The 25449-nt window shown below is 57.8% G+C and carries 24 protein-coding genes; 13 read left to right on the forward strand and 11 right to left on the reverse strand.

Annotated features, from left to right (window positions below; all coding sequences use genetic code 11):
* Nucleotides 1–6: 6 nt before the first annotated feature.
* The 3 genes from IE102_RS10810 to IE102_RS10820 all read right to left on the reverse strand — a co-directional run bounded on the left by IE102_RS10810 (nucleotide 7) and on the right by IE102_RS10820 (nucleotide 2751).
* Nucleotides 7–408: an endonuclease domain-containing protein gene (locus IE102_RS10810; RefSeq protein ID WP_189486491.1), complete on the reverse strand. Its 402-nt coding sequence runs from the start codon at nucleotides 406–408 to the stop codon at nucleotides 7–9.
* Nucleotides 409–478: 70 nt separating this feature from the next.
* Nucleotides 479–1780 (reverse strand): dihydroorotase, encoded by a 1302-nt coding sequence (gene pyrC / locus IE102_RS10815; RefSeq protein WP_189486492.1) that lies wholly within the window; start codon nucleotides 1778–1780, stop codon nucleotides 479–481.
* A complete protein-coding gene (locus tag IE102_RS10820; RefSeq protein ID WP_189486493.1) occupies nucleotides 1777–2751 on the reverse strand; it encodes an aspartate carbamoyltransferase catalytic subunit in 975 nt (324 codons plus the stop codon). The genes pyrC and IE102_RS10820 overlap by 4 nt, the downstream gene beginning before the upstream one ends.
* A 282-nt stretch (nucleotides 2752–3033) precedes the next feature.
* Here IE102_RS10820 and IE102_RS10825 point away from each other — a divergent pair, with 282 nt between their 5' ends.
* Nucleotides 3034–3414, forward strand: a complete 381-nt coding sequence (locus IE102_RS10825) for an Imm50 family immunity protein (protein ID WP_189486494.1) — start codon at nucleotides 3034–3036, stop codon at nucleotides 3412–3414.
* Between the two features lie 4 nt (nucleotides 3415–3418).
* Here IE102_RS10825 and IE102_RS10830 read toward each other — a convergent pair whose 3' ends face one another.
* Nucleotides 3419–4360 (reverse strand): AEC family transporter, encoded by a 942-nt coding sequence (locus IE102_RS10830; protein WP_189486495.1) that lies wholly within the window; start codon nucleotides 4358–4360, stop codon nucleotides 3419–3421.
* Between the two features lie 276 nt (nucleotides 4361–4636).
* On the opposite strand from IE102_RS10830, the gene IE102_RS10835 reads away from it, so the two are divergent.
* On the forward strand, nucleotides 4637–5032 hold the full coding sequence (locus IE102_RS10835; protein WP_189486496.1) for a UrcA family protein: 396 nt from the start codon (nucleotides 4637–4639) through the stop codon (nucleotides 5030–5032).
* A 19-nt stretch (nucleotides 5033–5051) separates the two neighbouring features.
* Here IE102_RS10835 and ruvX read toward each other — a convergent pair whose 3' ends face one another.
* Nucleotides 5052–5522, reverse strand: a complete 471-nt coding sequence (gene ruvX / locus IE102_RS10840) for a Holliday junction resolvase RuvX (RefSeq protein ID WP_189486497.1) — start codon at nucleotides 5520–5522, stop codon at nucleotides 5052–5054.
* A 300-nt stretch (nucleotides 5523–5822) separates the two neighbouring features.
* On the opposite strand from ruvX, the gene IE102_RS10845 reads away from it, so the two are divergent.
* Nucleotides 5823–6185 (forward strand): UrcA family protein, encoded by a 363-nt coding sequence (locus IE102_RS10845; RefSeq protein WP_189486498.1) that lies wholly within the window; start codon nucleotides 5823–5825, stop codon nucleotides 6183–6185.
* A 72-nt stretch (nucleotides 6186–6257) separates the two neighbouring features.
* On the opposite strand, the gene IE102_RS10850 is transcribed toward IE102_RS10845, so the two are convergent.
* On the reverse strand, nucleotides 6258–7073 hold the full coding sequence (locus IE102_RS10850) for a 2OG-Fe(II) oxygenase (protein ID WP_189486499.1): 816 nt from the start codon (nucleotides 7071–7073) through the stop codon (nucleotides 6258–6260).
* Nucleotides 7074–7257: 184 nt separating this feature from the next.
* Here IE102_RS10850 and gatC point away from each other — a divergent pair, with 184 nt between their 5' ends.
* The 3 genes from gatC to IE102_RS10865 all read left to right on the forward strand — a co-directional run bounded on the left by gatC (nucleotide 7258) and on the right by IE102_RS10865 (nucleotide 10846).
* Nucleotides 7258–7545, forward strand: a complete 288-nt coding sequence (gatC, locus tag IE102_RS10855) for an Asp-tRNA(Asn)/Glu-tRNA(Gln) amidotransferase subunit GatC (RefSeq protein ID WP_189486500.1) — start codon at nucleotides 7258–7260, stop codon at nucleotides 7543–7545.
* Nucleotides 7546–7548: 3 nt separating this feature from the next.
* Nucleotides 7549–9033, forward strand: a complete 1485-nt coding sequence (gene gatA / locus IE102_RS10860; protein WP_189486501.1) for an Asp-tRNA(Asn)/Glu-tRNA(Gln) amidotransferase subunit GatA — start codon at nucleotides 7549–7551, stop codon at nucleotides 9031–9033.
* Between the two features lie 361 nt (nucleotides 9034–9394).
* A complete protein-coding gene (locus tag IE102_RS10865) occupies nucleotides 9395–10846 on the forward strand; it encodes a M20/M25/M40 family metallo-hydrolase (RefSeq protein ID WP_189486502.1) in 1452 nt (483 codons plus the stop codon).
* A 155-nt stretch (nucleotides 10847–11001) separates the two neighbouring features.
* Here IE102_RS10865 and IE102_RS10870 read toward each other — a convergent pair whose 3' ends face one another.
* Nucleotides 11002–13590 carry a TonB-dependent receptor plug domain-containing protein gene (locus IE102_RS10870; RefSeq protein WP_189486503.1) on the reverse strand — a complete coding sequence of 863 codons (2589 nt, stop codon included), beginning with the start codon at nucleotides 13588–13590 and terminating at the stop codon, nucleotides 11002–11004.
* Between the two features lie 220 nt (nucleotides 13591–13810).
* Between IE102_RS10870 and IE102_RS10875 the strand changes: the two genes are divergently transcribed.
* From IE102_RS10875 to IE102_RS10905, 7 genes are all read left to right on the forward strand, one after another.
* Nucleotides 13811–14713: a LysR substrate-binding domain-containing protein gene (locus IE102_RS10875; protein WP_189486504.1), complete on the forward strand. Its 903-nt coding sequence runs from the start codon at nucleotides 13811–13813 to the stop codon at nucleotides 14711–14713.
* Between the two features lie 100 nt (nucleotides 14714–14813).
* On the forward strand, nucleotides 14814–16067 hold the full coding sequence (locus tag IE102_RS10880) for an alpha/beta hydrolase (protein WP_189486505.1): 1254 nt from the start codon (nucleotides 14814–14816) through the stop codon (nucleotides 16065–16067).
* A 169-nt stretch (nucleotides 16068–16236) separates the two neighbouring features.
* Nucleotides 16237–17430: a cystathionine beta-lyase gene (gene metC, locus IE102_RS10885; protein WP_189486506.1), complete on the forward strand. Its 1194-nt coding sequence runs from the start codon at nucleotides 16237–16239 to the stop codon at nucleotides 17428–17430.
* Nucleotides 17405–18499, forward strand: coding sequence for an amino acid ABC transporter substrate-binding protein (locus IE102_RS10890; RefSeq protein WP_229807705.1), 1095 nt, complete (start codon nucleotides 17405–17407; stop codon nucleotides 18497–18499). The genes metC and IE102_RS10890 overlap by 26 nt, the downstream gene beginning before the upstream one ends.
* Before the next feature lies 1 nt (nucleotide 18500).
* On the forward strand, nucleotides 18501–19469 hold the full coding sequence (locus IE102_RS10895; RefSeq protein ID WP_189486507.1) for an amino acid ABC transporter permease: 969 nt from the start codon (nucleotides 18501–18503) through the stop codon (nucleotides 19467–19469).
* Entirely contained in the window at nucleotides 19466–20554 is a 1089-nt protein-coding gene (locus IE102_RS10900; protein WP_189486508.1) for an amino acid ABC transporter permease, read from the forward strand. The genes IE102_RS10895 and IE102_RS10900 overlap by 4 nt, the downstream gene beginning before the upstream one ends.
* A complete protein-coding gene (locus IE102_RS10905; RefSeq protein ID WP_189486509.1) occupies nucleotides 20554–21285 on the forward strand; it encodes an amino acid ABC transporter ATP-binding protein in 732 nt (243 codons plus the stop codon). The genes IE102_RS10900 and IE102_RS10905 overlap by 1 nt, the downstream gene beginning before the upstream one ends.
* A 175-nt stretch (nucleotides 21286–21460) precedes the next feature.
* On the opposite strand, the gene nagA is transcribed toward IE102_RS10905, so the two are convergent.
* Genes nagA through IE102_RS10925 form a run of 4 tightly spaced genes read right to left on the reverse strand, consistent with a single transcriptional unit; the run spans nucleotide 21461 to nucleotide 25438 of the window.
* The gene (nagA, locus tag IE102_RS10910) at nucleotides 21461–22609 is read right to left on the reverse strand and encodes an N-acetylglucosamine-6-phosphate deacetylase (RefSeq protein WP_189486510.1); all 1149 of its coding nucleotides are present in this window, start codon (nucleotides 22607–22609) and stop codon (nucleotides 21461–21463) included.
* Nucleotides 22609–23658, reverse strand: a complete 1050-nt coding sequence (locus IE102_RS10915; RefSeq protein WP_189486511.1) for an SIS domain-containing protein — start codon at nucleotides 23656–23658, stop codon at nucleotides 22609–22611. The genes nagA and IE102_RS10915 overlap by 1 nt, the downstream gene beginning before the upstream one ends.
* Before the next feature lie 39 nt (nucleotides 23659–23697).
* A complete protein-coding gene (locus tag IE102_RS10920; protein WP_189486512.1) occupies nucleotides 23698–24498 on the reverse strand; it encodes a GntR family transcriptional regulator in 801 nt (266 codons plus the stop codon).
* 4 nt (nucleotides 24499–24502) lie between these two features.
* Nucleotides 24503–25438: a glucosamine kinase nucleotide-binding domain-containing protein gene (locus IE102_RS10925; RefSeq protein WP_189486513.1), complete on the reverse strand. Its 936-nt coding sequence runs from the start codon at nucleotides 25436–25438 to the stop codon at nucleotides 24503–24505.
* Nucleotides 25439–25449 lie beyond the last annotated feature (11 nt).

The following is a 25449-nucleotide window of genomic DNA, read 5'->3' on the forward strand; positions in this document are numbered from 1 at the left end:
CCCTATTTATGGGGAGGGGGAACCGCCGAAGGCGGTGGGTGGGGTATTTATTATGCGTTCTCTGGCAAGGTCAATAACCCCTTGCGCGGTTTCATCGGGATTATCAAGCAGGTCGATGGCTTTAATTCTATAGACACCGATGCCTTTGCTTTTAAGCCACAGGTCACGGGTTTTATCATGCTGTTGTTGATGGGCATGTGTATGGATTTCGCCATCAACTTCGATGCACAGTTTGGCTTTTGGGCAGTAAAAGTCGAGGACATAAGGGCCGATGGGATGCTGATTACGAAAGACGATTTCTATGGCCTTGCGGTTTTTAAGGCGTAACCATAACCAGAGTTCAGGTTTGGTCAGGGCTTTGCGCAGTTGTCGTGCTCTGGGAATATTTGCGCCGTCCCTGACTGCCATCAGATTTTCCCCACCCACCGCTTTCAGCGGTCCCCCCTCCCCGCAGGGCAGGGAGGGCGTTTTGTCGCGATTACTCCGCCGTATACACTACTCGCCCATCCACCAGCGTTTTGAGAACTTTACCTTGCAGGGTGCGGTTTTCAAACGGCGAGTTTTTGGATTTTGACAATATGTCTTTTTCGCGCAACGCAAACGGCGCATCGACATCGACCAGAATGATATCGGCAGGTGCCCCTTTTTTCAGTCGTCCGGCCTCAAGGCCTAAGATTTGCGCCGGGTTGATCGTCACCGCCCGCAACAGGTCGATCAGCGGGATATCGCGGTCGAAATGCAGTCCTATCAGCGCCGCCAGCAAGGTCTGAAGCCCAATCGCGCCGGGGGTAGCTTGCGAAAACGGCAGGCGCTTATCCTCAGCCGGGGCCGGGCAGTGGTTAGACACGATGACATCGATCACGCCGTCCTCAACCGCATCGACCAGAGCGACCCGGTCGGATTCGGCGCGCAATGGCGGATCAAGGCGATAAAAGGTACGGTAATCACCGATATCAAATTCGTTGAACACCAGATGGTTGATGCTGACCGACGCATAGACCTCTAAGCCCTTGGCCTTGGTGCGTTTCAGGGTCTCCACCGACGCGGCGGTTGATATCTGATCGACCAGCAAGCGCGTGCCGGTCAGTTCGACCATAGCCAGATCGCGCTCCAGCGCGATGCGTTCGGCCAGGGCTGACACGCCCGACAGGCCCATGCGTGAGGCCATTTCGCCGGAGGTGGCGACCGCTCCTTCGGATAGCCACGGCTCTTTGGGGCGGTGCGCCACAAGCGCGTTAAACCCGCCTGCATAGGCCAGCACACGGCCAAAGACCTTGGTGTTAATAATCGGCTGATCGACATCGGTGAAATAGAGGGCGCCGGCCTCATGCATCAGGCCGATCTCAGCCATGGTCTTGCCGTCGCAGCCCTTGGTGGCGGCGCCGGCGGGGTACACATGCACCAGTTCGATATCGCGGGCACGCCGCAGGATGAAATCGACCATGGCCGGCTCATCAATGACCGGATGGGTGTCGGGCTGGACCACAAACGAAGTCACGCCACCCGCCGCGGCCGCTAGTGACGCCGATTTCAGGGTTTCTTTCTGCTCATGGCCGGGCTCACCGGTCTTGACGCGCAGGTCGATAAGGCCGGGGCAGACCAGATTGCCGTCGCAGTCGATGACCTTATAGTCCGCACTGCCCGAAGGCGGCACGTCGGAGAAAATGACATCGGCGATGACGCCTTCGGCAATGATGACCGAGCCGGGGCCATCATAGCCGCTGTCGGGGTCAATCAGGCGGGCGTTCACAAGGGCGAGGGGTTGCGAGGTGTTGGTCATTTGCCTTCGGCCTCCAGACGCGCAGCTAATGATGCCAGCACCGCCATGCGGGCGGCGACGCCCATTTCGACCTGATCCTGAATGAGGGAGATCGACAAATCATCGGCGACCTCTGAGTCGATCTCGACGCCGCGGTTCATCGGGCCGGGATGCATGACGCGCACGTTCTTGGCGGCCACTTGCAGCTTTTCACGGTCAAGGCCGAAGAAGCGGAAATATTCGCGGGTTGACGGGATAAAGGCCCCGTCCATGCGCTCAAGCTGAAGGCGCAACATCATGACCACATTGGCCCCGGCAATGCCTTCGCGCATGTCGTGATAGACTTCGCAGCCCCATTGGTCAGCATCGCCCGGAATGAGGGTCGCGGGGCCGACGAGCCGGACATTAGCACCCATCGCGTTGAGCAGGATGACATTAGAGCGGGCCACGCGGGAGTGGCCGACGTCGCCACAAATCGCCACCGTCAGACCATCGACATGACCAAAGGCGCGGCGGATCGACAGCATATCGAGCAGAGCCTGAGTCGGGTGCTGATGCTGGCCGTCGCCGGCATTGATCACGCAGCAGCCGACTTTCTGGGCCAGCAATTCTGCGGCGCCGGAGGCCGAGTGGCGTACCACCAGCAGATCGGGCTTCATGGCGTTGAGCGTGACCGCCGTGTCGATCAGGGTTTCACCCTTGGCAACGGATGAAGTTTTGGCGGCCATATTGACCGTATCGGCACCAAGCCGCTTACCGGCCAGTTCAAAGCTCGATTGCGTGCGGGTTGAGTTCTCAAAGAACAGATTGACCTGGGTGCGGCCCTTGAGCAGATCAAGCTTTTTCGTTGAGCGCCGGTTCATATCGACGAACAGATCGGCCAGATCGAGCAGCGCCATGATGTCGGGCGGATCAAGGTCCTGCGACGCGATAAAGTGGCGTTTGGGGAACGGCAGCAGCCGCTCACGAATCTGGTCGGTGAAATCGGTCATAAAAGGGGGCTATAGGCCGCAATGACGGACGTGGCAAGATATTAAGAACCTCCTCTGATGAAGGGGAGGGGGGCCGCAAGCGACAGCGCAGCGGTGGTGGGGTAATAACAGGCTCAGTGTTCCGATTTACCCCCTCTGAATTTTCGCCGAAAATTCAGCTCCCCCTGCACCGCGCGGGCGGCCCCGCAGGGGGAGTTCTAATATTGCAAAAAGCTAGATTTAGCGATCAACTAGCTGCAGTAATAATCTGCAGCCACCATAATTAGGATATAAGGTATCTCAATGGAAAAAGACGAAATTGACTGGAGTGCAGTAACGAACTGGTTTGGTCATATGCACAATTTTCATGACGCCGAGGTTGTAAGCATAGATATTCGTCGCGATCCAGAGCCTTCTGTTATCCGCATTTATGCATTTCGCATGAACTCAGATACCGACGAGCATGGGTATTATCGGCTGGATTTGCACGCTCTTGTTACTTTTTCGATAACCGGGATTCGGGAGTTTGAGATTCAAAATTGGAATCAGCAGAATGCTCTGATGTGTCTGGAAATATCAAAAGCCGAAAATGGCTATAGATTGGAAATGGAGGGGGCTTACGGCGTTGATGGCTACTTAATAGCTGAAAGCATTTCCGTTACTTTAGAGCCGTGGCAGGCCTAGCGAACTAAGCCAAATGAAACAGCCACAGCAATATCGGCAGCGTAATCAGGCTCAAAGAGGTCGTGAGCGCCACGATCCCGGCCATGAGGGCGGCGTCGCCTCCCATATGGCGGGCCTGAACATAGGCCACGGCCGCACATGGCGCGGCCCCGCAGCACAGGGCCACACCTTGGGCCAGTTCATCCCCACCCAGAGCGCGGCAGATGCCCCAGCTCAGAATCGGCACCACCATGACCTTGAACAAAGACGTGGCGACCACCAGTCCAGGGCTTTTGAAAATATAGCCAAAACTCAAACCCGCTCCGGCCAGTATCAATCCGGTCGGAATAGCGGCATCGCCCAGCATCTTAAGGTCTTTGTCGATAAACGGCACACTGGGGGCGTGGGTGGCATTAAGAAACAGCCCGATCAGGCACGACAGAAAAATCGGATTGGTGAACAGCCGCAGCATGATCGCCTTGAATGACCGGTCGGGTTGGTTGTCGCCCTCCAACTCACCCCAGCGGGCCAGCACCATGATCGAGGCCATGTTGCTGAGCGGGATGAGCGCGCTCATGGCAATGGCGGCCAGTCCCAAAGCCTCATTGCCGAAAATAGCGGTGGCGATGGGCAGAAATACGAACGAATTAAACCGGATCAGGCCCTGAAAGACGCTGGTGAAGGTTGGGCCGCTGAGTTTCAAAAATGGTTTCAGCGCAAAGCCAAGCCCTGCCGACAGGATCATGGCGGCGGTCACGCCAATGCTGACCGGTCCGGCCGATAGCCCGCTCAGATCGGCGTGCCAGATGGCCGGGATGAGAAAGCCCGGGTAAAAGACATAGACTGCCAGCCGCTCAATTGGGTTCCAGACGTGCAGCGGCAAAAAGCCCGATTTTTTCAGGCCGTACCCAAGCGCAATCATCAGGAAAACCGGCATAATGCCATTGATAAAGGTGTCAGGTGTCATGGCCTGTCTTTGGCGGTCGGCGCGGCGCGAGTCAACCTGTAGGGGGCTGCGGACGTTAGGTGTCTAAAGATAGGGCAGTAAGGCACAAGTTTCAAAAGGGTGGTTTCAATTGCAATAACCGTCAGTGGTATAGGGTTGTGGTTACTGTCTTAGTGCAATTTTTTGTGAGTATTTGAGAGCTGATATTTAATAATAATTAAGTCGCTTTTCTTTTGATCAGGCGTATGGTGGCGGCGCGAGGGCGGGGATTACGCATAAACCAAAAGGAGGGGCATCATGTCTCGTTCTATTTATTTGGTAGCGTTGCTTTCAAGTGTTGTTGTATCTGCACCGATTACAGCGGTTTTGGCCCAAGAAATTCCGGAAGTTAAGGTCGAGGCGGGCGAACGGATGCGTCTGATGGATGTGGATCGTGAGCCTGTTGAACGACGGTTATCGTTGCGCAACGTTGATTTCACAGATGCACGCGATGTCGACCGTCTTTATCGACACTTGCGTTTTGTGGCTTATGATGTCTGTAATTCCGGCCCGAATGCCAGTCGAAGTGCAGACCAGCGCTGTGCGGCGCGGGCACTTAATGGGGCGGTTACCGACATTGATCTGCCAGTTTTAACTCGGTATCACGCCCAGATCAGTGGTGGTGAGGTCATGGTGGCGGCGAATCATAAATAGGGTTGGGCCGGATTGAGGGCTATTCCATGCCCTTTATCCGGTCTAAAGCCCCTTGCAGAATATAGGCGGCGGCGGAGCGGTCGATGACCTCGGCGCGTTTGGCGCGGGTAAGATCCGCCTCTTCGATCAGGAAGCGGTTCATCACAGATGACGACCAGCGCTCATCCCAGAAGGCGATCGGAAGGTCACGCAAACGTAAAAGGTTGCGGGCAAAGGCGCGCACCGACTGGCAGCGCGGGCCTTCGGTGCCGTCCATATTGACGGGCAGGCCGATCACAATCCCTGATGCTTCACGCTTTTTCATCAGGGAAAACAGATGCTCGGCCTCCTTGGTGAACTTGGTCTTATTAACCAATTCCAGAGGCGAGGCGATGGTAAGCGAAATATCGCTCACCGCCACGCCGATGGTTTTTTCACCCAGGTCGAGCCCCAGCACCCCTGTGCGGACGGGCAATAGAGCTTTTAGTTCAGTTATATCGACAACGGCCATGGTGGTGCTGTGGGCCGGAATGTCTGAAAAGTCAACGGTTTTACAGGCTGTGGCCGATGCGCAGAAAGTGATGTGGTTTCAAAATAAACAGATATTTGTTTCGTTTATTTTGTTACAAGTAATTAACGCATTACAGAAAGTTAATCTGTTAAAAATATGTAATATATGAAACGAATTTAATTAATGTATTCAGTGTAATGTGTGACGAATATTTAATAAAAATGTTATTTAAAGTAATTTACGTTGAGTGTATTCAATCCTCACCGGAGCGATGGGCTCCAAGCATGAGGAGAGTTTAAAATGTTACGTTCAGTTTATATGGTGGCGTTGGCGTCTGTGGCGCTTTTGAGTGCGGGTGTATCGGTGGCGCAAGCGGGCGAAAAAGACCGCACTGCCACAAAGACCGTGGTGTCTGTCGAAGGCGTCAACTTCAATAATACGGCTGAGGTGGCAAAGGTTTATCGTCAGCTTAAAAACACCGCGAATACTCTTTGCGATAGTGAATATCAGCGCTACGCCGCTCAGGATCGCCAGTGTGCGCAGGCGGCCCTTTCCAATGCGGTGCGCCAGCTTAATCAACCGACCCTGACGGCGCTGCACGATTCTAAAACCGCCCCGGTCTATGCCGATAAGGGGCGTGTTCTGGCAGGTCTTAGCCAATAATTTCTGAAAATAATGTGCGCTTAAACCAGGCCCGTGCCCACCCAAACTGAGTGGCGCGGGCTTAGTTATATCCTACGTCTTATTGATGCGCCCGCGACCGCGTCCGGTGCCCAAGGTTTTGGACACCAGATTACGGGCGGCGTTATCGACTATGCCTATGGCCGATTTTAGCGTTTCGCCCGGACGGCCGGAAAAGGATGTGACGTGGAAGTAGTCCGACTGATCCGGCGAAATGTCCGAGAAATAGTAGTTGGATACGCAAGTGCGCGGCCGGTCTGCGACCACGGGGCTGACCGAATGCCAGCTAATCTTTGTGGTTTCCATGACGGCCAGTCGGTTGAAGGCCGCCATCACGGTCACTGGCGTTTTGCGATCATCATCCCATAGTTCCAGATTGCCGCCATTCTCAGCTTTCCAGTCGGGTGAGACATAATAGAGTAGGTTCAGGCGGCGGTATTTTTGGCGGTCGCCGTCATGGCTGTTGTCGATGTGGGGGTTGAGAAAATCGCCCTTAAACATCATCGACAGGCCACCCGCGTAAAGCTTAGGGTCGGGTTCGATCGCCTCAAAGCCGACCATATCGGCGATCAACTCAACAATCGCCTTATCCTGCAAAGCGTAGGTGATATCAGACAGGATGGGCGCATAACCACTGAGGTCGGTTGAGGTGCGCTTTTTTTCGCGGAAGGTATCGCGGTTGAAAAAGCCGTCGCCATCACGCGGAAAAGCCTCATGAATACGGTGCGCGTCGACTGTGGGCAGCAGGTCATCCAGTATAAAATGGCGGGTCTTTGTACCTTGCGGGTTTTGCCATTGCCGAAGCAGGTCGTCACGATTGCGGGTCAGGGCGTCGCGGATCAGGGTAATGAAACGATCCTTTTCAGACATTTAAGGCTCCTTTGGGACGCCTCCAGTGTGCAGGGCGGCGAGCTGTCGGCATGTTTATAGGGCTTTGCCAGCCTGTCCAGCGGTTGCAGGCGAATAATTGTGCAATCTTTGCGTGGCGGGGCCTTGTCAAGCGGCGGCGTAATGTCTAACCCAATCCCTCTGAATTTACGTGGAGTGAAGCCTCATGGCCATTGATGTGGCAACGGTGAAGAAGGTCGCGTCCTTGTCGCGACTGCGGGAGCCCGAAGCGCGGCTGGAAAGCCTGTCCGGCGAATTGAACGGTATTCTGGGCTGGATCGAGCAGTTGAACGAGATCGACGTGACCGGCGTGGAGCCGATGACCACCGCCGTGGCCGCGGCCGCTCCGCTGCGTGACGATGTGGTATCCGACGGTGGTAAGGTGGCGGATGTGGTCAAAAACGCGCCCAAAACCGTCGATGGTTTTTTCGTCGTGCCGAAAGTGGTGGAATAGACCATGAGTGAACTTACCAAACTGCCCCTCAAAGGCGCGCTGGACGGTCTGAAAGCCAAAACCTTTTCGTCTTCTGAGCTGACCGAAGCCTTTATCGGCGCGATTGAGCACAGCAACGGCGCGCTTAATGCCTATGTCGAGACGACCTTTGATAAGGCACGCGCTCAGGCCAAGGCGTCTGACGAATTACTGGCAAAGGGTGAGGGGCGCGCGTTAGAAGGTGCGCCGCTCGGCATCAAGGATCTGTATTGCACCGAAGGCGTGCGCACGACGGCCTGTTCCAAAATCCTCGGTAATTTTGTGCCGACTTACGAATCGACCGTGACCGCCAACCTGTGGCAGGGCGGGGCGGTTATGCTGGGTAAGCTCAACATGGATGAGTTTGCGATGGGCTCATCCAATGAGACCTCGCACTGGGGGCCGGTGGTCAATCCATGGAAGGCCAAAGATTCCAATCAGGCCCTGACGCCGGGTGGCTCTTCCGGTGGTTCGGCGGCGGCGGTCGCGGCGGATCTGTGTCTGGCGGCAACGGCGTCGGATACCGGCGGGTCAATCCGTCAGCCGGCAGCGTTCACCGGCACGGTCGGCATCAAGCCGACCTATGGCCGCGCCTCGCGCTTTGGCATGGTGGCGTTTGCCTCGTCTCTGGATCAGGCCGGACCGATCACCAAAACGGTCGAAGACGCAGCGATCATGCTGAACGTCATGTGCTCACACGACGTTAAGGATTCGACCAGTCTCGATATCGAAGTCCCTGATTTCACGCAGTTTATCGGCAAATCGGTCAAGGGTTTGCGGATTGGTATTCCTGATGAGTACCGCCTCGACGGTATCCCGGCGGAAATCGACGCCCTGTGGGAGCAGGGGATTGCCTGGCTGAAAGACGCCGGTGCTGAGATCGTACGCATCACCTTGCCGCACACCAAGTACGCCCTGCCGTGCTATTATATTGTGGCCCCTGCCGAAGCGTCGTCCAATCTGGCGCGCTATGACGGGATGCGGTTTGGTTATCGCGATCCGGAGGCGACCAGCCTGACTGACACCTATGAGCTGTCGCGCTCAGAAGGCTTCGGCAAGGAAGTCAAACGCCGGATCATGATCGGCACCTATGTGCTGTCGGCCGGTTTCTATGACGCCTATTACGTCAAGGCATTGAAAGTCCGCCGTAAAATCGCGGATGATTTTACCGAAGCGTTCAAATCCTGCGACGTGATCTTAACGCCCGCCACGCCGTCATCGGCCTTTGCGCTTGGCGATGAGAAAAAGGCCGCCGATCCGGTATCGATGTATCTGAATGACGTGTTCACGGTCACGACCAATCTGGCCGGTCTGCCGGGGCTTTCGGTGCCCGCGGGCCTCGATCAGCACGGTCTGCCGTTGGGATTGCAGGTCATCGGTAAGGCGCTGGACGAAGGCACCGTCCTCACCATCGCCTCGGTGCTGGAACAGGCCGCAGGCTTTACGCAAAAACCCTCGAAGTGGTGGTAAGGTAACAAAGCGGGGCTTCGGCCCCGTTTTTTTATGCAGGTATGATCAAATCTGCCATTTAAAGTGGTGCTGCCAAATATGACGGCACCAGATCTGCAAAAATGTCATGCAAAATAAATTAGAAGCGCCCGGACTGTGCTGTCTGACTGTGGAACGGCACTGATGTGTGTAGAAGATTGGCTCGCGCGATCGTTACCGGTGACGGTGCTGGGTGGGTTCATAGGGGCTGCGTTATTCACACCATTAAGATTACGGCATACCAATAAGCTTAAGGCATAGACATATATCTAAGGCTCAATTGTTTGTCCCCGTGAGGGCGATAGTGTGACAGGTTAATCACGCTATAGCATGGAGTCGGAATATGTTTTTGAACCGCAGGGGGGCCATGGCCTCGGTCGCGGCAGGGTTGGGCCTGTCGCTAATGCCTGACGTTGTCCGCGCTCAGGGCAGCAAGGTCGATGTCGCCGCTCTTCTAAAAGATCTGATACGCTTTAATACGGTCAACGCGCCCGGCGATACGCGGGAAATGGCGGCCTATCTGACCACTCTGTTCAATTCAGCAGGCGTGCCGAACGAGACCATTCTGGCACCTAACGGCAAGGCGGCGCACTTTATTGCCCGCCTGAAAGGGAACGGAACAAAGAAACCGGTACTGATTGCCGCCCATACCGATGTTGTGCCGGTTGAGCGTGAGCGATGGAGCGTTGACCCGTTTGAGGGTGTCGAAAAAGAGGGCTTCATCTATGGTCGCGGGGCGCTAGATAACAAGGCGGCCGTGGCCGTGTTCGCTCAGGCTGTATTGCGTCTGGCCAAAGAGAAACGCAAGCTGTCGCGCGACGTCATTTTCCTTGCCGAAGCCGATGAGGAGCAGGGGGCGTTCAATACCAACTGGCTCGCGGCTAATCATTGGGACAAGATCGATGCCGAGTTCTGTTTAAACGAAGGCGGACGCACGTTTATTGGCGCACAGGGCGTACGAGAGATGCAGGTGTCGTGCGCCGATAAACTCACGCTCAACCTGAAGATCAGGACGTCGGGGCCCACGGGCCATTCCTCACGCCCCTTACCGGTTAGCCAAACCGCCAATGGGCAGCTTATTGAGGCGCTGGCCAGGCTTTCGACTTACGAGACGGAGATCATCCTGCTGCCGCAGGTCGAAGCCTATCTCAAAGCGAGCGCCAAACTTAATCCCGGCCCCTATGCCGATGCTGTAGCAGCACTGTTAAACGCTAGCGAACCCGCCGCACGCAAAGCCGCGGCGCGGCGTCTAATCACACAAAAGGATGCGGGTTGGGGGACGGAAGGGCTTTTACGGAATACTCTGGTGATCAGCATGATCAATTCCGGCATTAAGCCCAATGTTATACCGGGCAATGCAGAAGCGGTGATGAATGCCCGACTGCTGCCCGGTCAGAAGGTCGGGCCCTTTATCGAGGAACTGAAAGCGGTTATCGGCAATCCGAAGATAGAATTTGAAATTGTCTCGACCCGCCCGAAAGATCAGCAGATGCCGTTTTTCGATGCTTATGCCGATATTATCCCGTCTACGACAGACACGGAATTATATAAGGCGATCGAGCGGGGGGCCAAAACTGTATGGCCACAGGTGACCGTCATGCCCACTCTGCTGGTGGCATCGACCGATGCAACGCCGTGGCGGTTGCGGGGTGTTCCGGTCTATGGCCTGGGGCCGGTTCCCGTCGATGCCGATACCGCCTCACGGATACATGGTGACGATGAGCGTGTGGGTGTAGAGCCGCTGAAACAAGGGGCGCGATTTGCCTATGAGATACTGAAGACCGTCAGCGCTTAAGAGGCAGGATATATATGTAAACCGCCGGAGCCCGTCTCCGGCGGTTTTTCCATGCGACGGATGGCCCTAAGTCCGCACCCAAAAAAGAAAGCCTGCCGGAATATTCGGCAGGCTTTTGAGCTAGGGGGAGAGGGGGGCACCTGCCCGTTAATGGGCTAGTACTTAACCGATAGCTTGGCATAGACGGTCCGCCCGGCCGTGCCATACGGGGCTATGTAGGAATAGGGCAGGGTGCCGGCATTGTCGGCGCCGTTGGTGCCCGTTGCCACCGACGCAACGGTTGAGGCGATGCGCTTTTCCGGATAGGCGTCAAAGATGTTGGACGCGCCGACCGTCAGGTTCACATGGTCGGTGACGGCATAGGTGACATCCAGATCGGTGACGATATCAGACTGGTAGGTCTGAATGATCGAATAGGTCGATCCGGTCTGAACCAGGGTTGTGTCGTACTTTCCGGCAGGCAGAAGCGCATTGACCTGCGCCAAAGTTTTACCGGTCAGGGACACTTCCGAGACTTCGCCGTAGCGGGTGGCGGTGAGGGCGACGTTGAATTTGTTGCGCTTCCAGTTCAGCCCGACGGTCTGCTTATCCTTGGGGCGGGCATCGGTCAGGGTGACCTGCTGCGTCAGGTCAAACAGTGTAGTATTGATGCCCAGCGCCGTGATTTGCGGCGGCGTACCGGAAATACGGTCGATCTCGGTTTCGTTGACATTGGCCGCAAAGGTGGCGCTTAAAGATCCCCACGCCCCTAGGTCATGACGGTACTGGGCGGTGAGATCGACGCCTTCGGTAGTGGTGTCGACGGCATTGGTCAGAAACGTCACGCCGACCACATCAGGCTGGCCATTGGCGGCCATGAAGGCTGACAAAGTGCCGCCTTGAAACGTGGAAGACGAGACGATCCGGTCGGTGACCTCAACCTTGTAGTAATCAATCGCGCCGGTAAAGCCGCCAAAACGGAAGACTACACCTGCGGAGATATCTTCGGACTCTTCCGGGCTCAATGGCTGGGCGCCCAGTTGCGGCGCGACCGGATCATAGACCGAAATCCCGCGCACCCGTACCGGCAGACCGTTGATGAAGGTGACATTGGTACGGCTGAAATAGGACTGCGCCAGAGACGGCGCTCTGAACCCCGTGCCCACCGACCCGCGCAGGGCCAGATGATCATTGATTTCAAACCGGCTGGCCAGTTTGTAATTGGTCGTCGAGCCAAAGTCGGAAAAATCCTCGTGACGGCCGGCGGCAATCACTTGCCAGCGATCAAAGAAGGTCTTGTCCAGTTCGACATAGAGCGCTTTGGAATCGCGGCTGCCATCCAGCGCATCGTCCGGGCGGATGCCGCCGCCGGGCTGGGCACCGGCCGGGGCTGGGCGTCCGGCATTGGGGCCATCGAGAATGGGCACACCACCAAAAGCGTAGGAGTCAGGCTCACCGGGCGAGGTATTGTAGTTCTCTTCACGGTATTCGAGGCCCATCGCGAATTTCAGCGGACTGGCGCCTATTTCAATCTCGCGGGTGACATCAAAGTTGAACGAGGTTTGATCTATTGCATACTGACCGCGGTAGAAGCTGGTTTTCGAGGCTGCGCCTTGCGAGACGTTGGCGGCATTTTCGTACCCAAAGTCCTGCTGGTTTTTGCCGTAATTGACCGACAGATCCCAGCTAAACCCAAACAGGTCGTCGCCCTTGATCCCGGCGGCGGCGGCGTGGTTTTCCATCTCGATGATCTGAAGCGGCAGGAAGCCATCCGGATAAAGGGCGCGCACGGTTTCGTCCTGACCGGCCCGGCGGAAGAAATTGTAGCTGTTGCCTGTGAGTTTGTTGATGCCGCCGAAGCTGTAGGCTTCGATGCCTTCGCTTACCGGCAGTTTAGCGCTGAAAAACAGGGCGTTGTTGACATATTCCGGATCGTTCGACACCCACATATTGCGGTCGATGGTCGCTTCGCGCGGATCGAGTGTGCCGTTAGATGGGGTCAGGCCCGTACCGGAACCATAGTTGGCCGAGGGCAGTCGGGTGCCGTTTGAGCCGAAATACTGCTGGCGGGTATCGGGTGTGGCGCGGTCGGTCTTGGTGTGATCCGAATGCATGAAGGAGACGCGAAGCACACCGTCATTCACGATCGGCAGGCCGTAGCTTAAGCCGATATCAATGGCTTCGCCGTCGCCTTGCGAGGTTTCGCCGTAGCGGGCTTCCCCCTTAAAGCCGGTCGTGTCGTCTAGGCCCAGATTGATGACGCCCGCAATGGCATCAGAACCATACTGAGCGCCGGCGCCATCGCGCAGGACTTCGACGCGTGACAGGGCGATCGACGGAATGGCATTGATATCATAGGCGACATCGCCGCCGCCGGTGGCCGACGTCACCCGGCGCTTGCCGTTCAGCAGCAGCAGGACGTGGCCGGTCGACAGGCCCCGCAAGGACGGATTGGCCATGAAGTCATTGACGCCCGCCGCATAGTTATTGGTGATCGAAAAGCTCGGCACCAAAGTGCGCAGTTTGCCCTTAAGTTCAGGTGAGCCTGCCCGCTCAAGGTCTTCCTGACGGATCAGGTCTATGGGTGTGGCCGACTGTGCCACGACCCGCCCAAAGCGTGAGCCGGTCACAACGACTTCGGTCACTTCGGACGTTTCGGATGCGGTCTCTTGTGCGCTTGCCGATATAGTCAGGCCGCCCGTCAGGACGCCGATAATCGAAGAGGCAAGCAATAAGCGTTTATACTCTATAGGTCTGCGTTTCATAGTATATCCCCTGCTATGAAATGGCCAAAATTGGGTACGCTTCGTGGTGTTTCGTCTCTTTTGTTGTTGAATATTGTTTGTGTCACTCAGGTGTCGTCTTGGATTTATCAAAACGTCATAAACTGAGACTGCGGGAGTAAACGTAGAAACACAATTGACAGAAACGCAGAGGCCTATGCATAAAAGTTATAGGTTTGCGGCGCGACAGGGGAAAACCACGATGAATATACGTCAATTGGAGATATTCCGCGCTGTCATGATGGGGGGCTCGGCGTCCCGTGCGGCGGAATTGCTACAGATCACCCAGCCGGCGGTCAGCCGCGCTGTGGCGGAACTGGAGGATAATCTCGGTTTCTTTCTGTTTGATCGCGTCAAGGGCCGACTGGTGCCCACACCCGAAGGCATTTTGTTCTTTCGTGATGTGAATGACAGCTTCATCGGCCTTGATCGTATCCGCTCATCGGCGGCGCGTATCCGCGATTTTGGCTTAGGGACCATCCGTATCGCCTCGCAGGCCGCCCTGGGGTCTACGCTGGTGCCGCGCGCCATCCATGCCTTTCGTAAGGTGCATCCGGATGTCGCCATAACCTTGCAGGTTTTGTCGTCGGCGACAGTCCGCGACTATGTGATGTATCAGCAGTTTGATATCGGTCTGGCGGCCGAAGAGGTTGATCTGTCCGGGGTTGAGCATCGTTTGTTTGGCAGCTTTCGCGCCGTCTGCGCCGTGCCGCCGGGTCATGCCCTGGCGGATAAGGACATCATCCGGCCCGAAGATTTGGATGGGCTGCCCTTTATCGCTCTGTCTCCCGAAGACCGTCTGCGGGCGCAATTGACGACCATATTCGATGAGGCGGGCGTCAAGCCGCAGGTGGTCGTTGAAACCCCTTATGCCCTGACCGTGTGTGCGCTCGTGCTGGCGGGTGTCGGTGTCGGTATTGTCAATCTGGTGGCCGCCGAAGGCTTTCCCGAACGCGGGCTGATCCTGAAGCCGTTTGAGCCAGAGATCTATTTCCGCTCCTACCTTTTGTTCCGGCCCGACACGCAAAAGGCGCAGGTCGTCAACCGTTTCGTCGGGGCCCTGCTTAGGGCGCGCTCCTACAACCGCACGCTCATGCCCAAATAGTATAAGGTTTAGGCATAGGGTTCTGCCAATCCGGCATTTGTGTTTCTACCCGAAAGCCGACATGGTCATCTTATCTTCACAAACGGGATAGGGGCTGACCATGAAGCGCAACGCGGGAAAAATCTCGAAACTGGCTGTTATAACAGCGCTTTTTGCGCAAGGGGCCGTCGCCCATGATGCGGTGCTTCACGCCCATACCGATATTGCGCAGGGTGATGGCCGCGTACCGGCCTTTTATAGCTGGTCGCGTCCGGTGCCAGGACACGAAGGCCGGATGGTGGCGATGGAGGCGCTGGAATCGAGTCTGAGCCTGAGCCAGGCCGGATCGGCCTATCGCATTCTCTATACCTCAAAGGACGGCGTTGACGGCGAGGATATCGTGGCGGTGTCCGGTGCGGTCTTCCTGCCCAAAGGCAAGGCGCCCGACGGCGGCTGGCCGGTGATTGCCTGGGCGCACGGCACGGTCGGCATGGCTGATGTCTGCGCGCCGTCTCTGGCCGGGCGGTCGGCGCGTGACAGTGCCTATCTCAATGCGTGGCTCAAAGAGGGCTATGCCATTGTCGCCACGGATTATCAGGGGCTGGGCACGCCGGGCCCGCACCCGTACGTCAATGCTCGTCCACAGGCCTATAGTGTGCTGGACAGTATTCGTGCCGCTCAGCGCGGCTTTCCGGTTCTGTCGCCGAAAACCGTGATTGTGGGGCAGTCTCAGGGCGGTCAGGCGGCTGTGGCGGCCGCAGCCTATGCGCCGACTTACGCGCCCGAACTGGACATCCGCGGTACGGTCGCCACCGGCACGCCCTATAAATTCAGTCAGTCATTGCAGGTTGTTGGGCAGGTCAGCGGCAAGGTCGACCCCAAGGCGGCAAAAGCGGCTGATCCGACCATATATTACATGTTCTATGGCCTGCTGATGGCTCAGCAAACTCAGCCTGATCTCAAGGTTGCTGACATTGTGACCCCGGAGGCCTTGCCACTGTTTGAGCAAGCGAAATCCGTCTGCAATACCCGGCTTGAAGCCGATATTCGCGGGGCCATGCTGACACGGGATATGACGTTCAAGACTGAAGCCTATAATGCGGCCATGACGCCGGTTCTGGCGAAACTTGAATATCCCGGCCTCAAATTCAAAAGCCCGCTTTTCTTAGGTATCGGCGGTAAGGATGCCGAGGTTCCGTCGTCTGCTCAGTTGGCGCTGGCCAAGGATGCCTGCGCTGAAGGTTCAGTCGTGGTGACGAAACTCTATCCCGAACTTAGCCATTCCGGTGCGGTCAATGGCTCATTGCCGGACAGCCTGCCGTTCGTAAAATCAGCGTTTGAGGGCAAGCCCATTGCCCCGCAGTGTCCGAAATAAACTCTATCCTTCCGGAGTTTACCAGGGGTGGTTCTCCGGGCGGGCGATAGCGGCGGCGGTTCTTCCCCTTGAGCACACCCGCCGCTGTTATCGTATTGTGCCGAAATGGCAGTGATTGTTTTTTTGAAATAACGGCTCATGCTTGGGCCGAATAGTCTGAGGCCTTGAAATGAAAGATTTGTCGCGCGTCGTGCATCCGCCGGAACCCAATATGGAGGGTTTCAAATCCTTGAGCGTGCCGACCTATCGGGCCTCGACCATCGTGTTTGACGATGCGCAGGCCTATGCCAACCGCAAATATCGCGGGCCGGACGGTTATACCTACGGCCTGCATGGCACACCGACGACTAAGGCTCTTGAAGACCAACTGACGGCCCTCGAAGGTGGGACCCGGACGGTCATCGTCCCTTCGGGTCAGGCGGGCATTACCATCGTCTTCCTGACGGTGCTGCTGCCGGGTGATCATGTCCTGATCCCCGATACGGCCTATCCGCCGGTGCGGGGGTTCTGTGAGAACTACCTGAAGCCGCGTGGCATCCATTATACGGTCTATGATCCGATGATCGGGGCCGGCGTGGCTGACCTGATGCAGGCTAACACCAAGCTGGTGTGGATGGAAAGTCCTGGCTCAACCACGATGGAGTTTCAGGATATTCCCGCCATCATTGCCGCGGCCCATGCCAAGGGCGCGCTGGTCGGGGCCGATAATACCTGGGCGACGCCTTTACTGTTCAAGCCGCTCATGCACGGCGCCGATTTCGTGATGGAAGCCCTGACCAAATATGTCGGGGGTCATTCCGATATATTGCTGGGCTCGATCAGCGTGCGCGACGTCGAACTTCACCGCGCGCTTAAGGCCACGACCCGCATGATCGGCATTGGGGTTTCGCCTGATGACTGTGCGCTCGCCCTGCGCGGGATGCAGACCATGGGCGTGCGTCTGGCACATATGGGTAAGGTCTCGACTGAATTTGCCGAGCGTCTGGTGGGTTTGTCTTCGGTTGAGCGTGTCCTGCATCCGGCTTTGGCGTCCTGTCCCGGCCATGACTATTTCAAGCGCGATTTCGTTGGTGCCTCCGGCGTGTTTTCCGTGGTTCTCAAACCGGCCGCCAATGCGGCGGTGGATGCCGCCCTTGATACGCTCAAAACTTTTTCGATCGGGGCGTCATGGGGCGGCACGCGCAGCCTGATCGTGCCCATGGACATCAGGCCTGATCGCGTGGCCGTGCCGTGGAAAGAGGATGGCCTGATCCTGCGCATTTCGGTCGGTCTCGAAGACCCGGCCGATCTGTGGGCCGATCTTGAGGTGCTGTTCGCGCATCTTAATACGGCGGTTGATGCGTCTGATATCGCGGCAGAATGATCTGATGGGGCGCAGGGGATTAGTCATCATCGGATTTGCCGCCGCACTGTCTGGGGCACTGGCCGCCTGTTCACCGGCACCGAAACCGGCAAGCAATGCCGCACCGGCTGGCAAGGCCGGATCGACTCTGGCGACCGTGCAAAAGCATGGCTATGTGTCGTGCGGCGCGTCTCAGGCAAATGCCGGGTTCTCTCTGCCCGATGACAAAGGCTATTGGCGCGGGCTTGATATCGACATGTGCCGGGCGGTGGCGGCCGCGGTTCTGGGGGATCAGGACAAGGCGCGGTTTGTGCCCCTTACTGGTCAGCAGCGCTTGACCGCCTTGCAGACGGGCGAGATTGATCTGCTCCCCCGCACAACGACCTGGACGATGGCGCGTGATGCCAATGGCGTCAATTTCACCTTTCCCAACTATTATGACTATACCGGCTTTATGGTGAGGGCATCTACGGGGGCGACCAAACCGGCTGATATCAAGGGTGCGTCCGTGTGTGTTCAGACCGGCTCAATCACCGAAGTGATCTTTGCCGATGTGTCGTGGCGGCAGAAACTCGACCTCAAACCCGTCATTTTCGACAATGTATCGGCCACGCGTCAGGCGTTTTTCTCCGGCCGGTGCGATGCCTTGATCACCGATGCCTCGTCGCTCTATTCGGTGCGGGCGACCCAGTCCAAAAATCCTGATGACTATGTGATCTTTGCGGCCAATGACGAAGCTAACCCGCTGACGCCTGCGGTTCGCCACGGCGATGATCAGTGGTTTGATATCGTCAAGTGGGTGTTTCAGGCCCAGATCACCGCCGAATATCTGGGTATCACCAGTGCTAATGTCGATGAGATGCTAAAATCCGAAGATCCGGCCATTCGCCGCTTGCTGGGGGTTGAAGCCGGTTACGGCAAGGCTTTGGGTCTGCGCGAAGACTGGGCCTATCAGATCATCAAACAGGTCGGCAATTACGGTGAAGTTTACGACCGCAATGTCGGTAAGGACTCAAAGCTTAAGATAGAGCGCGGCCTGAACCGCCTGCAAAGGGACGGGGGGCTTATGGTGCCCCTGCCATTTAGCTAAGATGGTGTGGTGGCGTGACCAGAAATTCAGGGCCATTGCCCTTCAGCTATTGGCGGCCAGCGCCTTCATTGGCCTGATCCTGTGGCTGACCGGCAATACGGCGGCCAATCTGGCTAAGCGCGGGCTGACCGTCGGCTTTGACTTTTTGGGGCGGGCGGCGCGCTTTCCGATTTCCGAAAGTATCTTAAGCTACAGCCCAACCGATCATTTCTGGTGGGCCTATACGGTCGGGCTTGGCAACACCCTATTTATCACGGTGATCGTGGCGTTGACGGCGACGGTTCTGGGGCTGATGCTGGCGATATTGCGGCGTGAGGATAACCCGCTGGCGCAAGGGGCAGGCACGACCTATGTCGAGTTTTTCCGCAACACGCCGTTGGTGGTGCAACTTCTGTTTTGGTACGCGCTGGTCACGGTCGGCCTGCCGTCGATTGACGCGCCGCTTAATCCCCTGCCGGGGGTCTATCTGACCGAACGCGGGCTTTACCTGCCCGCACTATCGTTGAACGGCCTTGATATGCCGGTACGGGCGAAGTTCAATTTCGAAGGCGGGCTTAATCTATCGCCGGAATTTGTCGCCATGTATCTGGGGCTTAGTCTCTATGCGGCGGCCTTTATCGGTGAGATTATTCGCGGCGGCCTTGAGGCGGTCGCCAAAGGCCAGACCGAGGCGGCCCTTGCGCTGGGGCTGGCGCCCAAGCAAGCGCTTAATCTGGTGCTGATCCCGCAGGCCCTGCGCATCATCATTCCGCCCATGACCAGCCAGTATATCAACATCCTCAAAAACTCGACCCTGGCGCTGGTGGTGGGATATCCGGACATTTCGTTTGTGACAGCCACCACTATCAATCAGACAGGGCAGGCGCTGGAGGGGATTTTCATCCTGATGCTGGTGTTCTTTACCATCAGCATCGCAACCTCCGTCGCTATGAACCTCTATAACGCTCGCGTGGCATTGAAAGTCCGATGACAGGCTTTGTTCAAACCCAATCTATTGATGCCCGAACCGCGCCCTTGGCCGCGCGCCGCAGCCTGTTTCGGGTGCTGTTCGGGGATGTGTTAAGCACGGTCTCGACGCTCGTTATACTGTTTGCCGTCATAGCCCTGGCGCCCAAGCTGGTGTCATGGGGCCTCCTCAACGGCATCTGGGCCGGCGAGGGCACGCAGTGCACCGGGGCGGGGGCCTGCTGGGCGTTCCTGCGCGCCAAATATCCGTTCATTCTGTTCGGCATCTATCCGCCGGGGCAATACTGGCGGCCGATTGGGCTGATCGTGATTTTTATCGGGCTTACGCTTTATTCCCTGCCGCCGAAGAACTGGAAGACCTCGACCCTGTGGGCGTGGGTGATCGGCACGGTGGTCGCGTTAGCTCTGATGGCGGGCGGTGTGTTGGGCCTTGAGGCTGTGCCGACCGACTCCTGGGGCGGGCTGCCGGTGACGCTGATCCTGACCGTTTTATCATTGGGGCTGGGCTTTCCGCTGGCGATTGCTTTGGCGCTAGGGCGGCAGTCGGACCTTAAGACCGTCAAATATATCTGCGTGGCCGTTATTGAGGGTATTCGCGGCCTGCCGCTGTTGAGCTTGCTGTTCATCGTCTCGATCCTGTTGCCGCTGATGCTGCCGGACGGACTTAAGATTGATAAGCTGCTGCGCGCTCTGGTCGCCATGACCGTTTTCTCCGCCGCCTATCTGGCCGAGGTGCTTCGGGGCGGCCTGCAAGGTCTGCATAACGGGCAGGGGGAAGCTGCTGATGCTTTGTCGCTGTCGTGGTGGTCTAAAACGCGTCTGATCATCCTGCCGCAAGCCATATCCAAGGTCATACCGCCGCTGACCAACACGGTCGTGGTCATGGTCAAGAACACGTCGCTGGTACTTATTGTCGGGCTATACGACCTGTTGAGTGCCGGACGCGCGGCACTGGCTGATCCGGCATGGCCCGCGCCCTTTGCAGAAACCTATGGTTTCATTGCCTTAATCTATTTCATCATCTGCTTTTCGATCACGCGCTACACCCACTGGATCGAGCGGCAGAACCTGTTCGGAGTGAACCGCTGATGGCCTTTATCGAACTGAACGGCGTCAATAAATGGTACGGACAATACCATGCCCTGCGCGATGTCACCTTGAGCGTCGATAAGGGCGAACGCATCGTCATCTGCGGCCCGTCGGGTTCAGGTAAGTCAACCCTGATCCGCTGCATTAACGCGCTGGAGGGCCACCATCAGGGCACGATCTCAGTCGGCGGCACGGCCCTGACCTCGGACATCAAAACCGTCGAAGGCGTGCGCAAAAGCGTCGGCATGGTCTTCCAGAGCTTTAACCTGTTTCCGCATTTGACGATCCTGGAAAACTGCACACTGGCGCCCATTCACGTCAAAAAAATCAAAAAGGCGCAAGCCGAAGACTTGGCTATGTCCTTACTGGAGCGGGTGCGCATCGGCGAGCAGGCCCTGAAATATCCCGGTCAGCTTTCGGGCGGGCAGCAACAGCGCGTAGCCATTGCGCGTGCCTTATGTATGCAGCCGGACGTCATGCTGTTTGACGAACCAACCTCGGCGCTGGATGCCGAAATGGTCAAGGAAGTGCTCGATATCATGGTCGATCTGGCGGGCTCTGGCATGACTATGTTGTGTGTCACCCACGAAATGGGCTTTGCCCGTCAGGTTGCTGACCGCGTGGTCTTTATGGACGCCGGACAGATTATCGAGATGAACACGCCGGATGCCTTTTTCAGAGCCCCGCAGCATGACCGGACACGGCAGTTCCTGAGCCAGATTTTGCATTAGGCCCGTGCGACGGGTTCAGGCGCATAGTGCGCGGTCTCCGTCGAAAATAAGAGAAAGAGACGCATCCTCACAAGGAGGATGCGTCCAAGGGCACTGAGGACTCGAAAACCCTAAAGAGTAACGGGGTAAACGCTTCGTGAGTTCCCAGACCTGAGTTAAGCCAAGACCTGATTAGTCAGGCGGGCGTGAGGGTTTTGGTCTGATGACGGACACCGGCGCGCCACACTCCGCGCATACGCAAATCCCGATCAAGCCAGACCAGATCAGCCTTAAGGCCCGGAGCTATGGTGCCGGTCACATGCGACATCTTAATGAAGGCCGCGGGGGACGTCGCGGCCATAACGGCGGCCTCGGCCACGGTCGTGCCGACCTCAGTGACCGCATATCGTACCGCTGCGGCCATATCGAGATCAGATCCGGCCAGGGTGCCATCAGGCCCCACGCACACGCCGTCTTTGACGTGAATGGTCTGGCCGTTCAGCACAAAGGTTTTGGTCTCAGCACCCACCGTGGGCATAGCGTCGGTGACCAGCATGAACCGGTCTTTGGGGCGGGCGCTCAGCGCGACCCGCACGGCTACCGGATGGACATGACGGCCATCCAGTATCAGACCGGCATAGGTCGTCTGATCCTCCAGCACCGCACCGACCACGCCGGGGGCGCGGTGGGTGAAGGGGGACATGGCATTGAACAGGTGGGTAAAGCCGGTGACGCCCGCCGCAATGGCGGCTTTGGTGACGTCATAGGTCGCGTCCGTATGACCGCCCGCGACGATGACCCCGGCGGCGCTGAGTTCGGCTATATCTTCGGGTGTGCAGGTTTCCGGCGCCAGAGTGACAAGGGTTTTGCCGCGTTTCAGGCTTTTCAGCAGGGCCTTGGCGGCGGGATCAAGCGTGCGGAACAGGCTGGCGTCATGGATGCCTTTGCGGGCCTCGCTGATGAACGGGCCTTCGATATGGATACCGAGCACGCCGGGCACACCCTCTAAGATTGCCTGCTCAACGGCCCGCATGGCGGCATCAATCACCTCAATACGGTCGCTGATCAGGGTCGGCAGGAAGCCGGTCGTGCCATAGGCGGCATGGGCTTCACCGATGGCGGCAATAGTGGCGACATCGGGGGTGTCGTTGAACAGCACGCCGCCGCCGCCATTGACCTGAGTGTCGATAAAGCCGGGCAGTAGATAACCGCCGTCAAGATCAATGATCTGCGCACCTTTGAGGTCGCCGGGATCAGCAATCAGGCCCCCATCGACTGTCAAACCGGCATGGGCGACAAAACCTTCGGGGCCAAGGATCTGGCCGTTGGTGAAATGAATAGCCATCAGACGGTGCGGGTCACTTTGTTAAGGTGCGGCGGACTGTCGGGATCAAGCCCGCGCACGATGGACAGGGCATTGGCCAGCCGGTAAAACGACGCTACCATCAATATCGGTTCAAGGACGGCTTCGGCGGCCAGGGCGGGCAGATTGCCATTCCCTTTTGCATCCGCCAGCCAGACATTGGCCCCCCGGCCTGAAAATTCGGCAGCGACGGCGCGGACATCGTCGCCAGCGCTATCGGAGGGGGCAAAACCGATGATGGGGAAGCCTTCTCCGACAATAGCCATCGGGCCGTGCCTGACTTCGGCGGCGGAAAAGGCTTCGGCGTGCAGGGCGCAGGTTTCCTTGAGCTTGAGCGCAGCTTCCTGTGCGACGGCAAAGCTGTAGCCACGCCCGATGACGAACAGGTTGCGGGCTGGGGTCAGGGTCGGCAAAGCGCCTGACCATTCCAGATCAAAGGCCTGCGTCAGGTGCTGCGGCAGGCGGTTCACACCCTCTTTGAGGGCGGCATGATCAGCCCAGTGGGCCACAAGGGCAGCCAGTGCTGCCAGTGAGGTGATGTAGGATTTGGTCGCCGCCACCGACAGCTCAGGGCCCGCGCACAGGGGCAAAGCCTCATCTGCCAGCTCAGCCAGTGGCGAGGTGAAATCATTGACCAGAGCGATCACAAACGCGCCGGAATCTTTGTGGGCCTTAACCGAAGTGAGCAGGTCAGGGCTGCGGCCCGACTGTGAAATGGCGATGCAGAGGGTATCGGCGGCAAACACCGGAGAGTCATAAAGGGAGGATACCGACAGGGCCGCGGTTGAGGTCGGGATGCCGATCAGGGTCTCGATCAGGTACTTGCCATAGGTGGCGGCATGGTCGGATGATCCGCGCGCGCAGGTCGTCACGGAGCGCGGCGGGTTTGCCATAAGGCGCGTGACTATACGGGCGATGGTCTCAAGATTGGTGTCTAAAAAACGCGCGACGGCATCGCCGCTTTCGCGGGCCTCACGGAACATGAGGGTGTCTTCGGGGCGTTTCAGGGGATGGCTAAGGGAAGCGGACATTATGATGACTCTTTAAAAATGGCGGTATTAAATCAGGGATCAGAACCCGTAGGTCAGATTGCCCAGTTCATTGACTTCGGCGATCACGTCATAGGCGTCGCCGCGATAATAGGAGTGGTTAAGCTCGCAGGTCAGGCCATCGCTTAAGAACCCGCGTCGTTCGATAAACAGGCCGGGGGTGCCGGGGGGCACCTGAAGGCGGTCGGCCTGTTCGCCGGTCAGGGCGACGGCGCGCAGACGCTGCAAGGCGCGCACGGGGCGATGGCCGGTACGGCTCAGGGCTTCATAAAGCGAATCCCCGACCTCATCGAGGGTCGGCAGGGCAAAGGCCGGCAGGGTGGTATATTCCAGCGCCATGATCATCCCGTCGGCATAGCGCAGACGTTGAAACCGGCACACCTGAGAGCCCGGTGACAGACCCAGCGACAGGGATTCTTCGGGGGTGACGACGCCGTGGGTCTTGCTGATCCACTCCGAATGGGGCTTACGCCCGCGCGAAATCATGTCCTCGGAAAACGATGACAGGCGCGACAGGCTTTTCTCAAACCGGCTGGCGACATAGGTGCCGGAGCCCTGACGGCGAACCAGCAAGCCCTCAGAGACCAGCCCGTCAATGGCTTTGCGCACGGTAATGCGCGACACATCGAAATCATAGGCCAGATCGCGCTCCGGGGGGATGGCTTCGGAGGCGGTGATGACCTGACTGTGGATCGCGGTGCGCAGCAACTTCTGAAGCTGCTGATAGAGCGGGGTAGCATCGTCCTTATTCAGCGTGCCGATCTGGTGGGCGAAGGCCGGACGGGCGATCTGTAATCTGGCGGCAGGGGTATGGTGGATCATGAGATTATGCCGGAACACGGGGGGCGCCCAAGCCACCGCCCATGCCACCGCTAAGACCGGTGCCAGCCCCTTGGGCGAGCAGCAGCGCGCCTTCGACGGCATCGCTTTCGGGTTCACTGAGGAGGGCGGCGTCACGGCCTGACAGCCATGGGCGGATCGGCTCGGACAGCCCGCCGACGAGGGCGATCTTAGTGGCCCCCAGGGCATGCAGCCGTTGCAGATAAAGACCGATCTCGCTTGCCACGGTTTTGACCAAGCCAACCGCAACCGGATCGCCCTGTTCGGCATAGCTCATGATCAGCGGGGCCAGCGCGCCGTAATCGCTGGGGGTGGCGGTATCGACAAAGGCGATGACATCGGCGGCATGGCCCCCGAAGGAGGCGATAATTTCCTGCGTGAAATCCGTGGACGGCGCGATCTTATCATAGCCACGCAAGGCCGCGCGCAGGGCCTCGCGCCCCAGACCGGCGGCTGAACCGTCATCGCCGACTTCAAAGCCCCAGCCGCCGATTCCGCGCCCGATACCGTTGTTAAAAATGTAACCCGCTGAGCCGGTGCCGGAAATCAGGATAGCCCCGTCCTTGCCCGAAAAGGCCCCCAAACAGGCGGCGTGGGCATCGCTGGAGGCGCGGATAGCCCCGAAATTAGGGCCGGAATCGATGGTGACCTGCGCGCCGGTGGGCGAGGAAATCCCCGCCAGCCCCAGACCGATATGAATGTCGGGCAGGTCGGCATGGGTAAGCTCTGCCTTCGCCAGGGCTTCATCGACCGCAGCCATGATATTGCTCCAGACCAGACCGAGGCCCAGACGGATATTGCTGGCACCGCCATAGCCTTCGCTTAAGGTTTGGCCCGCGCGGGTCTTGAGACGCGCCCGGCAGCGCGTGCCGCCGCCGTCGATGCCGATGTAATAGAGAGGAGGGGGGGCAAGGTCTTGCATGAAATCTAACG

This window comes from Asticcacaulis endophyticus, assembly GCF_014652575.1.
Classification (GTDB): Bacteria; Pseudomonadota; Alphaproteobacteria; order Caulobacterales; family Caulobacteraceae; genus Asticcacaulis; species Asticcacaulis endophyticus.

Coding starts and splice junctions, on each gene's coding strand:
- IE102_RS10900 (WP_189486508.1), top strand. CDS start 19,466: ATGACAGGCTTTGTTCAAACCCAATCTATTGATGCCCGAACCGCGCCC.
- IE102_RS10890 (WP_229807705.1), top strand. CDS start 17,405: ATGCGTCTGATATCGCGGCAGAATGATCTGATGGGGCGCAGGGGATTA.
- IE102_RS10895 (WP_189486507.1), top strand. CDS start 18,501: ATGGTGTGGTGGCGTGACCAGAAATTCAGGGCCATTGCCCTTCAGCTA.
- IE102_RS10905 (WP_189486509.1), top strand. CDS start 20,554: ATGGCCTTTATCGAACTGAACGGCGTCAATAAATGGTACGGACAATAC.
- gatA (WP_189486501.1), top strand. CDS start 7,549: ATGAGTGAACTTACCAAACTGCCCCTCAAAGGCGCGCTGGACGGTCTG.
- pyrC (WP_189486492.1), bottom strand. CDS start 1,780: ATGACCAACACCTCGCAACCCCTCGCCCTTGTGAACGCCCGCCTGATT.
- IE102_RS10880 (WP_189486505.1), top strand. CDS start 14,814: ATGAAGCGCAACGCGGGAAAAATCTCGAAACTGGCTGTTATAACAGCG.
- IE102_RS10850 (WP_189486499.1), bottom strand. CDS start 7,073: ATGTCTGAAAAGGATCGTTTCATTACCCTGATCCGCGACGCCCTGACC.
- IE102_RS10845 (WP_189486498.1), top strand. CDS start 5,823: ATGTTACGTTCAGTTTATATGGTGGCGTTGGCGTCTGTGGCGCTTTTG.
- nagA (WP_189486510.1), bottom strand. CDS start 22,609: ATGGCTATTCATTTCACCAACGGCCAGATCCTTGGCCCCGAAGGTTTT.
- IE102_RS10810 (WP_189486491.1), bottom strand. CDS start 408: ATGGCAGTCAGGGACGGCGCAAATATTCCCAGAGCACGACAACTGCGC.
- metC (WP_189486506.1), top strand. CDS start 16,237: ATGAAAGATTTGTCGCGCGTCGTGCATCCGCCGGAACCCAATATGGAG.
- gatC (WP_189486500.1), top strand. CDS start 7,258: ATGGCCATTGATGTGGCAACGGTGAAGAAGGTCGCGTCCTTGTCGCGA.
- IE102_RS10875 (WP_189486504.1), top strand. CDS start 13,811: ATGAATATACGTCAATTGGAGATATTCCGCGCTGTCATGATGGGGGGC.
- IE102_RS10820 (WP_189486493.1), bottom strand. CDS start 2,751: ATGACCGATTTCACCGACCAGATTCGTGAGCGGCTGCTGCCGTTCCCC.
- IE102_RS10915 (WP_189486511.1), bottom strand. CDS start 23,658: ATGTCCGCTTCCCTTAGCCATCCCCTGAAACGCCCCGAAGACACCCTC.
- IE102_RS10925 (WP_189486513.1), bottom strand. CDS start 25,438: ATGCAAGACCTTGCCCCCCCTCCTCTCTATTACATCGGCATCGACGGC.
- IE102_RS10830 (WP_189486495.1), bottom strand. CDS start 4,360: ATGACACCTGACACCTTTATCAATGGCATTATGCCGGTTTTCCTGATG.
- IE102_RS10825 (WP_189486494.1), top strand. CDS start 3,034: ATGGAAAAAGACGAAATTGACTGGAGTGCAGTAACGAACTGGTTTGGT.
- ruvX (WP_189486497.1), bottom strand. CDS start 5,522: ATGGCCGTTGTCGATATAACTGAACTAAAAGCTCTATTGCCCGTCCGC.
- IE102_RS10870 (WP_189486503.1), bottom strand. CDS start 13,590: ATGAAACGCAGACCTATAGAGTATAAACGCTTATTGCTTGCCTCTTCG.
- IE102_RS10835 (WP_189486496.1), top strand. CDS start 4,637: ATGTCTCGTTCTATTTATTTGGTAGCGTTGCTTTCAAGTGTTGTTGTA.
- IE102_RS10920 (WP_189486512.1), bottom strand. CDS start 24,498: ATGATCCACCATACCCCTGCCGCCAGATTACAGATCGCCCGTCCGGCC.
- IE102_RS10865 (WP_189486502.1), top strand. CDS start 9,395: ATGTTTTTGAACCGCAGGGGGGCCATGGCCTCGGTCGCGGCAGGGTTG.